This is a genomic window from Flavobacterium odoriferum, assembly GCF_025499515.1.
GTDB lineage: Bacteria > Bacteroidota > Bacteroidia > Flavobacteriales > Flavobacteriaceae > Flavobacterium > Flavobacterium odoriferum.
This window is the reverse complement of the sequence record NZ_JAMKFA010000007.1, coordinates 259,122-270,068: the sequence shown is the minus strand read 5'-3', so window position 1 is coordinate 270,068 and position 10,947 is coordinate 259,122. Positions and strand designations below refer to the sequence as shown.

The 10,947-nt window shown below is 36.0% G+C and carries 6 protein-coding genes; 1 reads left to right on the top strand and 5 read right to left on the bottom strand.

The annotated features are described in order from the left end of the window. The 4 genes from M9Q43_RS07260 to M9Q43_RS07245 form a co-directional block, all read right to left on the bottom strand. Positions 1-2,045: beta strand repeat-containing protein (locus M9Q43_RS07260; RefSeq protein ID WP_408611247.1), on the bottom strand; the 2,045-nt coding region annotated here is incomplete at its 3' end. 131 nt (positions 2,046-2,176) lie between these two features. Then, on the bottom strand, positions 2,177-2,689 hold the full coding sequence (locus M9Q43_RS07255) for a DUF4136 domain-containing protein (RefSeq protein WP_262318275.1): 513 nt from the start codon (positions 2,687-2,689) through the stop codon (positions 2,177-2,179). Positions 2,690-2,754: 65 nt separating this feature from the next. Then, a complete protein-coding gene (locus M9Q43_RS07250; protein ID WP_262318274.1) occupies positions 2,755-4,731 on the bottom strand; it encodes a urocanate hydratase in 1,977 nt (658 codons plus the stop codon). A 131-nt stretch (positions 4,732-4,862) separates the two neighbouring features. Further along, positions 4,863-5,042, bottom strand: coding sequence for a DUF5522 domain-containing protein (locus tag M9Q43_RS07245; protein ID WP_111567629.1), 180 nt, complete (start codon positions 5,040-5,042; stop codon positions 4,863-4,865). Between the two features lie 28 nt (positions 5,043-5,070). On the opposite strand from M9Q43_RS07245, the gene M9Q43_RS07240 reads away from it, so the two are divergent. Next, positions 5,071-5,397, top strand: a complete 327-nt coding sequence (locus M9Q43_RS07240; protein WP_262318273.1) for a hypothetical protein — start codon at positions 5,071-5,073, stop codon at positions 5,395-5,397. A gap of 1 nt (position 5,398) precedes the next feature. Here the strand turns inward: M9Q43_RS07240 and M9Q43_RS07235 are convergent, their stop codons facing one another. Next, positions 5,399-10,894 carry a GEVED domain-containing protein gene (locus tag M9Q43_RS07235; RefSeq protein ID WP_262318272.1) on the bottom strand — a complete coding sequence of 1,832 codons (5,496 nt, stop codon included), beginning with the start codon at positions 10,892-10,894 and terminating at the stop codon, positions 5,399-5,401. Positions 10,895-10,947 lie beyond the last annotated feature (53 nt).

Here is a 10,947-nt window from a genome sequence, read left to right as displayed (position 1 = left end):
GGAATAATTGCATTTCCAGCACAAATGGTTTGGTTATCAGTTCCAGCAGCAGATGTTAAGGTTAAACTTGAATTTGTACTAATTGTAACATTTCCGTTGAGGGTAGCAGTTCCACAACCACCAACAGTGCTAATTGTATAAGAAAAAGTTGAAGACGGATTTCCGCTAATTGTAATAACGTTTCCAGAAATTGAAGAAGTTACTCCAGTTGGTAGTCCAGTAACAGTGGCGCTTGTAGCTCCATTTCCAAAAGTATACTGAATAGGAATAATTGCATTTCCAGTACAAATGGTTTGGTTATCAGTTCCAGCAGCAGATGTTAAGTTTAAACTTGAATTTGTACTAATTGTAACATTTCCGTTGAGGGTAGCAGTTCCACAACCGCCAACAGTGCTAATTGTATAAGAAAAAGTTGAAGACGGATTTCCGCTAATTGTAATAACGTTTCCAGAAATCGAAGAAGTTACTCCAGCTGGTAGTCCAGTAACAGTTGCGCTTGTAGCTCCATTTCCAAAAGTATACTGAATAGGAATAATTGCATTTCCAGCACAAATGGTTTGGTTATCAGTTCCAATGCCTGATGTTGTTATAAGAGTTGCTGTTGGGCAAGAAGTTGTACAACTTACTGTTTGAGTCGCAACACAACTTACCCCATTTGCACTAAGTGTAAACACGACAGATTGTCCAGGCGTTAATCCAGAAACAGTAAAATTTGATGGTGATATATGAGTTCCAGTAATTGGTGAACCACCATCTATAGTATAACTATAGGAGAAACTGGTTTGACCTACGTTACTAAAATCAAATGCAAGTGATGTTGATGTTGAATTAGCAATATCACAATATAAGTTTAATGAGGTATTAGGGTTTACAGTTACGCTTCCTGAATGATTAACAGTACCGCAACCTCCAATTGTATTAATTATGTAGTTGAAATTAGAAGTTGGTGTTCCGCTAATAGTAACAATGTTTCCTGAAGTTATAGCTGTTATACCAACTGGTAGACCTGTGATATTTATACTTGTTGCTCCTCCTCCAAAAGTATATTCGATAGGTGTTATTGCGTTGCCAGTACAAATTGATTGAATGTCGGTTCCTGTTGCTGATGTTAAGTTTAATGTACTTCCACTAATATTTATAGTAATATTGTCTGTAATTGAAAATCCACAGATATTTGTAGCAGTTAGCGTTAAGGTTATAGTACTACCAGAGATAGCTGTAGTTGGAATAGTATACGATGTGTTTAAGTTGTTAGAATTTGAAAAAGTACCAGAAGGTGCAGACCATGAAACACTTGTTTGACCTTGTGCGGTTCCTAAAAGATTAATAGTTTGTCCTGCACAAGCACTAACAGGCGTTGTTCCTGCTTCAACTGTAAAAGGAGGTATAGGAGCTGTGCAACCATTGTTTACATAATTAGGGGTTCCAGAAGGGCTAAAATTTACTGTAGCTCCATTGTTTTCGGCAGTTGTTCCTCCTGAAACACCAAAAATATTAACTAAACTAGCTCTTTGATAGGTAACAGTATCACTACAAGAGCCACCAAAACTTACGGTTAAAGTTCTTGTACCAGGAGTTGCATTGTAATTTCCAAAATGGCCCGTTGTTACACTTGTATTATCTTGAAAAAGTATATAAGTGTTTGATGTTAACGCTCCAAATGAATTTAATGTAATATTAAAATTTTGGCTGGAAACGATAATAACTGTTGCATTAGCAGGTAAAACTCCTCCAGTTGGCTCGAGTATAGTACCACAACCTCCGGCAGCGATGATATCAGCGTTTAATTGGGCAACTTTGGTGTTAGTTGTAGCATTTTGAATTAATCCTTGCCATGTATTTGAAGGCCAATTGACGTTTAAATTACTGGTGTTTAAGGCTGTGGCACCAATTTTTATACGAAACATTTCATTAAAGCCTTCATCAGCGCTTGAGCTTCCTGAGTCACAAGCATCTACTAAAATACTTTCAATTTGAAAACACTGCGAAAAACTATAGTTCGATACTAATAAAAGTAAAAGAAATGCAAATTTTTTTAAAACCATTTAATTTTTGCTTTATATGAAAAGCGGGTGCAAATTTACGAATTCTTTAAAATATAATATTAATATATGATTAAGAATGTTGTTTATAATTAAAAAGTGCAATTGAATATTGCACTTTTTAATTATAAATTTTATTTTGGAGGATACTGCTCTAATATTTTAGAAACAAATTCTTTGATTCGAGCATCTTTTTTGTCGGTATTTTTGGTTAAATAACCACTTCCTTCACCTTGCCAGACTAATTCTTTTGTTTTGGCATCAATTACATCAATAAAAAGTGTTCCTTCTGGAGTTGTAGTTACATTTGAATAACCCATGCTCCACCATGGATTCCAACCCCAACCGAATCCATAGTTTTGATAAATATCTACACGTTCTCTTTCTTTGGTAAAGATGCTAATCAAAACATCAGGATTTTCAGATTTACTAAAACCTTTTGTAGCCATTACTTCATCAATAGAATATAAAATTCTCTTTTTATCTAAATCTGAAATTTCAGCTTTGTCCACACCACTTTTTAAATAAGCGTATGTTTTATAATTGGTAAAAGTTGCTTTTTTATCATAATCAGCATTCACTCTAACCGAACTACATGAGGCTAAAGTTGCAATAAATAGAACCGATAGTAATTTTAATGTTTTCATAATAATTAGTTTTAAGTTTTTGATTTCAGGAATTAGAAGCTTAACTTGAAACTTAAAACCTGAAACTACAACAATGATTCATCAACTATATTAGGGATGGTAATTTTCAATAAAGGTTGCGTCTCCATAGCTCTTTTTATTGCAAAAATGGCTCCTTCGTTTCTTGCCCAACTTCTTCTTGAAATTCCGTTGTTTACATCCCAGAAAAGCATTGACTCTAAACGTCTTGATGCTTCTTTACTACCATCAAGAACCATACCAAAACCACCATTGATAACTTCGCCCCAACCAACGCCGCCACCATTGTGGATAGAAACCCAAGTAGCACCTCGAAAACTATCACCAATTACGTTTTGGATAGCCATATCAGCTGTAAAACGAGAGCCATCATAAATGTTAGATGTTTCACGATATGGAGAATCAGTTCCAGAAACGTCATGATGATCTCTTCCTAAAATTACGTAACCAATTTCTCCACGAGCAATTGCTTGATTGAAGGCTTCTGCAATTTTGATTCTTCCTTCGGCATCGGCATAAAGAATTCTTGCTTGAGAACCAACTACTAATTTGTTTTCTTGTGCGCCTTTTATCCATTGAATATTATCCGCCATTTGTTGTTGGATTTCTTCTGGTGAGTTTTTCATCATTTCTTCTAAAACATCACAAGCAATTTTGTCTGTTTTAGCTAAATCTTCTGGATTTCCTGAAGCACAAACCCAACGGAAAGGTCCAAAACCATAATCGAAACACATTGGTCCCATTATGTCTTGCACATAACTTGGATATTTGAAATCGATATGATTTTCTGCCATGATATCTGCTCCAGCACGAGAAGCTTCTAATAAAAAGGCATTTCCATAATCGAAGAAATAGGTTCCTTTTGCAGTATGTTTGTTGATTGCTGCCGCATGACGGCGTAAAGTTTTTTGAACTTCTTCTTTGAATTTTTCAGGATGATTAGCCATCATCTCATTTGATTCTTCAAATGAAAAACCAGTAGGGTAGTAGCCACCAGCCCAAGGATTGTGTAAAGAAGTTTGATCAGAACCTAAATCAATATGTAAATTTTCTTGATCAAAACGTTCCCATACATCTACAACGTTTCCTAAGTAAGCAATAGAAACTACTTCTTGATTTTCTAGTGCTTTTCTAACTCTTGCAACCAATAATGTAATATCTTCAACAATTTCATTAATCCAACCTTGTGAATGACGAATGTGTGTTATTTTTGGATTGACTTCGGCACAAACGGTAACGCAACCTGCAATATTTCCTGCTTTTGGTTGAGCTCCAGACATTCCGCCTAGTCCAGAAGTTACGAATAATCCGCCTTTTGGAGATTTTTTTATTTTTCTGAAGCCGTTTAAAACGGTGATTGTTGTTCCGTGTACAATTCCTTGTGGACCAATGTACATATAACTTCCTGCTGTCATTTGTCCGTATTGCGAAACACCTAAAGCATTCATCTTTTCCCAATCGTCTGGTTTGGAGTAATTTGGTATGACCATTCCATTGGTAACTACAACTCTTGGCGCTTCTTTGTGTGATGGAAATAATCCCATTGGGTGTCCAGAATACATGACTAACGTTTGTTCGTCAGTCATTTCGGCCAAATATTTCATGGTTAAGCGATATTGTGCCCAGTTTTGAAAGACAGCACCATTTCCTCCATACGTAATTAACTCGTGTGGATGTTGGGCTACTGCATAATCCAAATTGTTTTGAATCATCAACATAATCGCTTTCGCTTGTTCGCATTTTCCAGGATATTCAGAAATTGGTCGAGCATACATTTTGTAATCAGGTCGTAGGCGATACATGTAAATTCTACCATACGTTTCTAATTCAGCTTTAAATTCTGGAATTAATTCCGCATGATGTTTTGATTCGAAATAACGAAGCGCATTTTTTAACGCTAATTTTTTTTCTTCGTCAGAAAGAATTTCTTTTCTTTTTGGTGCGTGATTTATTTCGGTTTCATACGGTTTTGGATTGGGTAAAACCGATGGAATTCCTTGTAGTATTTGTTCTTGAAATGTCATTTTTTGTTGAGTTAATTCGTTTGCATTATTTTTTCTAAAGTCGTAATTTAGAAAACTAGGGATAACGAATGTCAGACCTGTGATAGGACTTGTGAATTTTGATTCGGTATTTGAATAATTGTATGTCCATTTTATTTTTTCTTGGTAGTTCCTGTCTTTTTGTCAAAACCATAAGGGCAATGTCTGCATCCGCTTTTACAACAATAGCCTCTTTTTAGGTGATATTTTTCTGTGAAACACTTGTATCCTTCGGGTGTGTAATAGAAATCTTCACCTTCTTTTAAATTATTCGGATTTAAATCGTTATTCATATCGACAAATTTAGCAACTTTGCATGAAATGATTGTAATAGTTTTTAAATATTTAATTCCGAAAGGGTTTAGAGGTTTTACCTTTTTTCCATTTGTGTTTTTATCTGATAAAAAGGATAAATCGCATGAGGTATTGTTGAATCATGAGAGAATTCATATCAAACAACAATTAGAACTTTTGATAGTATTCTTTTTTGTTTGGTATTTTTTTGAATATTTGGTGAGGTTAATTCAATATAAAGATAGAAGAGAAGCCTATTATAATATTTCGTTTGAACGAGAAGCTTATATAAATGAAAAAGACCTCGACTATTTAAAGAAGAGGTCTTTTTGGAATTTTTTGAAGTTTGTATAAATTAATATATAATTTTCTTGTTTACAATTGCCCCATTAGTTAGTGTAACTTGAACAATTAGTGCGGCATTGTTTTTTTGAATTTTTGTTAAAGGAATTTCATAACCGTTTACATTTTGATAATCTGCTAATAACCTTCCTAGTATATCAAATACTCTTACAGATTGGATTGTGCTTTTAGTTGATTTAATAGACAAATTATCAGATGTTATTGCCCATACATTTACTTCTTCATTAGTTATATCTTCATTTCCTAATGTGTTATTTGTAAAACGAAGAATGAATCTGTCAGAATCATCTCCAGCTACAGCTGTAAAGCTATATGGATTTTGTCTTAAATCGTGGATAATGTTTGTGTCTAAATCTTCTAAAAAAATATTTTGACTTGTATTTGTAAAGAATCCATCAACAGCTCCAATTCCAATTGAGTAATTTCCGTCTTGTGGAACTTTGATTCCCATTGGAACTAAATCGTATTCGTCAAACGGTAATGTTCTTCCTTGAATAGTCATAGGTTCAGTTCCAATTTTTGAATATAAATTTAGATTCAATTTTTCATCAGTAATAGCATCAAATAAACGATCTCTGCTGTTAGTTGCGCCATCAATATATCCAATTAAATTTCTTACACTATTTAAGTTTGAATCGATTAAATCCAACCAAATTCTCCCGCCATTTTCAGCATGTACTTCATTCTCTTCAGATGAATTTCTAAAGAATTGAGTATTACTATTCAAAGTGTTTCTCATTGTATTGTTGAATGTTACATTTTCAGATGTCGAACCTGATGTATGTAACATGGATACGAAGAAACCTTGACCTGACGCTATATTTCCTCCAAATACACCTGGACCAGATGATGTACCAGAGCTATTATACGTTATATAATCTCCTGGAGTATAATTATACACATAATCATTATAAAATGGATCTGCTGTTGCACCACTTGGTAATGTGCCATGAGTCCAAATTTTAATAAATCCATCAATGTTTGTATTTGCAGTTAAAAATGAAATTGCATTTACAGCTGATGGATATGGATTTCCGACTAAATTCCAGTTATCATCATAGTTTGTTCCTAATGTTGTTGAAACTCCTGTTGAGTATGTTCCACCATTCCAATTGCCTCTCAAAATTGGAGTTGTGATAACGCCATTATTTGGTGTTCCTGTGAATGTTGCTGTTAAAGGAGCGGGTGTTGTTGTAAAGGCATTTGGACCCCTAACAATATAACCTTTACCCACAACCATATTTTCGTTTCCAAGCGCCCAATTTCCAAATCCATTTATGTTAGTTCCAATAGTTGGAGTCCATTTGTAAATATAACTTGTTGGCGTTCCAGGAGAAATTGCACTACTTGCAAATGAAGTTACTGGAGAAGACCAATATACGTAGTCTAATCTGCGCATATTTACCGTTCTATTCATATGCATAGTTCCTGTATTTGGATTGTTGTTTACTTGGATTAAACTTGAACTATCGTTTAATTGTAAATCTCCACCAGCGTTGATATTAACCCAGTCATTGATAATAATGTCATTTGTTGCATTAACTGTTAAAACTGCTCCATTTTCAATAGTTAAATTCAATCCTAATGCATCATAGCTTGCGCCAGAGATGATCGGATCATTTGCAGTATTTGGAATTACAACACAATCAGCAGAAGTTGGAACACCAACAGGTGTCCAGTTGTTTGCGTTATTCCAGTTTGTGTTTACTGAACCGTCCCAAACTTTAGAGCCATTTATAGTTACAGTAGTTTGATCAGTTTCTCTAATAGTTCTACCATCGCATAGCGTATATGTTATTTCTGCTGTATAAGTTGTAGTTGATGTTGGGCAAACATTTATAGTTGGAGTTGTTCCAACAACTGGGCCAGCAGTTCCTGAACCCTCATGCCAAGTTATAGATGCAATTGAATTTCCGTTTGGAACAAATCGCCAAGCTTCGTTTGTTGCAGTCCAATTTGGGTCTAAAACGTTTCTTCCAGGAGGAACAGATGCTAAAGTACCAGTAGCATTTTGAATTCCGATTACTGCGTTTCCATTATTCCACATTGGTTCCGTTCCAAAACCAGCATATGTTGTTATTCTTTTTTTCTGAACATATACCTCTATGATATTTGAATTTTCATACAAAACCATCATTCCAGTATAGTCATTAGCAGTGTCGTTAGAGAACATTGGTACATTTGACCATGAAACAACTAAGGCTCTACATCCAGTCGGTAATGTTATTAATTCCCATCCAACATTTCCTGCACTTGTAGGGTTTATGTCGTGAAATACACCAAAAATTGCATTTTCAATTAAAGCATCATGCCCACTTACAGGTAAATTTGCACCGGTTGAATCATACATACTCCATCCACAAGTACCACCAGCAGAATTATTAACAATATCAAAGGTTACAACTCCATTAGAACCAATTAAGCATTGATTAAAAGTATTGCCATAAAAACAGAAATCAAATGGTAAATTTACAATTGGTGACCAAACATCGTCTGTATTAACACTAACTGGATTTGCTAATCCACTAAAACTATGGGGTGGATTATAAAGTATAGGCTCTACTATATAACTTGTAGTTTCACCTAAATCTAAGTAAGTAGCTTCTAGATCAACACAAGTTGAGGCTGCAGTACAATTAATTGTAGCAGGATCAGCCCCATTTAAGCCTAAACCACCCGAAACAACATTTGGACATCCTGTTACAACATCACTAATAACCATTGTTGTAAATATTCCTGTTGTTGAAGTTGTACTTTGGCCACTATTTGTACAAGTTACTATTAGTTGCCAGTGTACAAGCCCACTTGCAGGTGCAGTTGCTGTATAATTTGAATATGAGCTTGTAGCGACACCTGCATTTGTCCATGTTGCACCTGCATTTGTACTATATTGCCATTGATATGTCATATTTAAAGCTAAAGTATAGCCTGTTGCTATTACTGAATATGATGAACCTGGCCAAGCAGTATTTGGATTTGTTGTTACTGTTCCTCCTGTTGGTGTTCCTGCACAAACTGGGAAACAAACTCCACTATATGAAACTGATAAAGTGAAACCTGAATAAATTACAGAACTATCTGAATAAAATTGAACTGTTAGTGTTTGACCAGCTGCTCCTGTATAATTTATTGTTCCTGTACCTGAGTATGAGGCTAATAAAGTTCCACTAGTGCCAGTGCCATTGTATATTCTAATATAATCTACACCTTCAGTAACATAGTTTCCTGATATTGTAATAGTAGCACCAAGACCAGCTTCTAAAACAGTATAACCACTAGAGTTATTCGCATAGTCGCCAGCGGCACCACCATTGTCATATAGTACAATGTTTGTACCACAAGTTACAGTATTACTGCCTGTTGTTGGAATGTTTTGTGATGAAACCGATGTAAAAGTTCCAGCTGTTGAAGTTGCACTTTGACCACTACTAGTACAGGTCACAATTAAATGCCATAATACTGTTGTTCCTAATGCAGGAGCGGTTGCTGTATAATTTGAATATGTACCAGAGGGAGCTCCAGCGTTTGTCCAAGATCCTCCTCCATTCGTACTATATTGCCATTGATAAACCATTCCAGTTGCAGCAGTGTAACCTGTAGAAGAAACAACATAAGATGATCCGGGAACCCCTGATGCAGGAGTTGTAAATACAGTTCCTCCGGTGGGTGTTCCTGAACAAGCAGGGAAACAAACACCACTATACGAAATAGAAAGATTAAATCCAGAGTATACTACTGAACTATCTGAAGTAAATTGTACTGTTAAGGTTTGCCCAACGGTTCCTGTATAATTAATTGTTCCAGTTCCAGAATAAGTAGCTAATAAAGTTCCTCCAGTTCCAATTCCGTTATAAATTCTAATATAATCAACACTTTCAGTTACATAGTTTCCTGAAATATTAATTGTTGCTCCAAGTCCAGCTTCTAAGACAGTATATCCATTTGAACTATTTGCATAATCTCCAGCAGCACCTCCATTATCATATAAAACTATATTTGTTCCACAGGTTACAGTATTGTTACCAGCAGTTGGTATATTTTGAGTTGAAACTGAAGTGAATGATGCAGTTGTTGAAGTTGCGCTTTGACCACTACTTGTACAAGTTACAATTAACCGCCATAATACTGTTGTTCCTAATGCAGGTGCAGTTGCGTTGTAATTTGAATATGTGCCAGATGCGGCTCCAGCATTTGTCCAAGAGCCTCCACCATTTGTACTATATTGCCATTGAAATGTTAAACCTGTTGCAACTGTAAACCCTGTTGCAGATACAGTATATGATGATCCAGGATTTCCTGAAGCAGGTGAAACACTTGTGGTTCCTGCATTTGGCATTCCTGAACAAGCAGATGGTGCTACAACTTGAACTGTATAATCTTCGGCTTCTCCATAATCAAATGAGCCACAAGCAGGAGCAGGGTTACTTAAGTATGCATTTCTTATACGCATTCTATAATTCCCAGCCGGTTGCCCTGGCGGTATTGTAATGGTTCCTAAACTTGCAGGCGTATTAAGATATCCTGTTGAAAGTACGTTTTCTCCAGCATCATTAAAATCTGAATCATTGTTCCAGTCAATCCAAACACTGTAACCATAAGTGCTTGAAGGGTGTGTTGCATTTAGTGAGAAATTACTCCCTGCAACCTGACTCACAAAAAGAGATGAATAATCAGTATATGCTGAAAAAGCTGTTGGTGTATTGTTAATGTTAGCAATGCCTCCTGTTGTGGTTACACCACTAATATAATATGAAGTAGAATAAGTATTTGTTGGGGTGCAATAACTTGCTGGTAGCGTGTATGTAAAACGAATCTCTCCGCGCGCACCAACTCCTCCAGCTCTTGAAGAACCTCCGCCACGTTCGCCGCCTCCGCCGCCTCCGCCAGGAGTTGTTCCTGATATTCCGTCACTATTACTGCCTCCAGTTCCTCCAGTTCCTCCGTTTGGGGCATTTCCACCAGCACCACCAATTGCACCACCAACTATTCCAGAATTTCCATTTGTATTTGTTGTTCCACCAGTTCCTGTTCCACCAATTCCTGCGGCTCCAGTATTTCCAGTACCACCAGTACCACCATTAGCAGTGAGTGTAAAACCTCCTATTGTTATTGTTGAGTTTCCTCCAGCTCCTCCAGTTCCTCCAGCTGCAATACCTCCTGTCCCTCCTGTCCCAATAGTAAATGCATAAGTTCCAGGGGACACAGTTATGATTCTTGAAACGTAAGCTCCAGATCCGCCGCCAGATCCGCCAAAATTTGTTGCTGCTGTATTGGATCCACCACCACCACCACCAGCACCCCAAATTTGTACGGTTACAGAAGTTACACCAGCAGGGACAATCCAATTACCAGAAGTTGTGTAAGTGTCAGTTGTTTGAGAAAATGTAATTGATGTAAAAAAAGTAAAAACAAAAAGTAGAGAGAGTAATTTAATGTTTTTTACAAAAGAGATTGTAGGAAAATTAACTCCTAGTAGGTTCTTTTTCATAGTTTTATAGTTAGGGTTGTTAGATTTATTCACAAATATATTTTTTTTTGTTT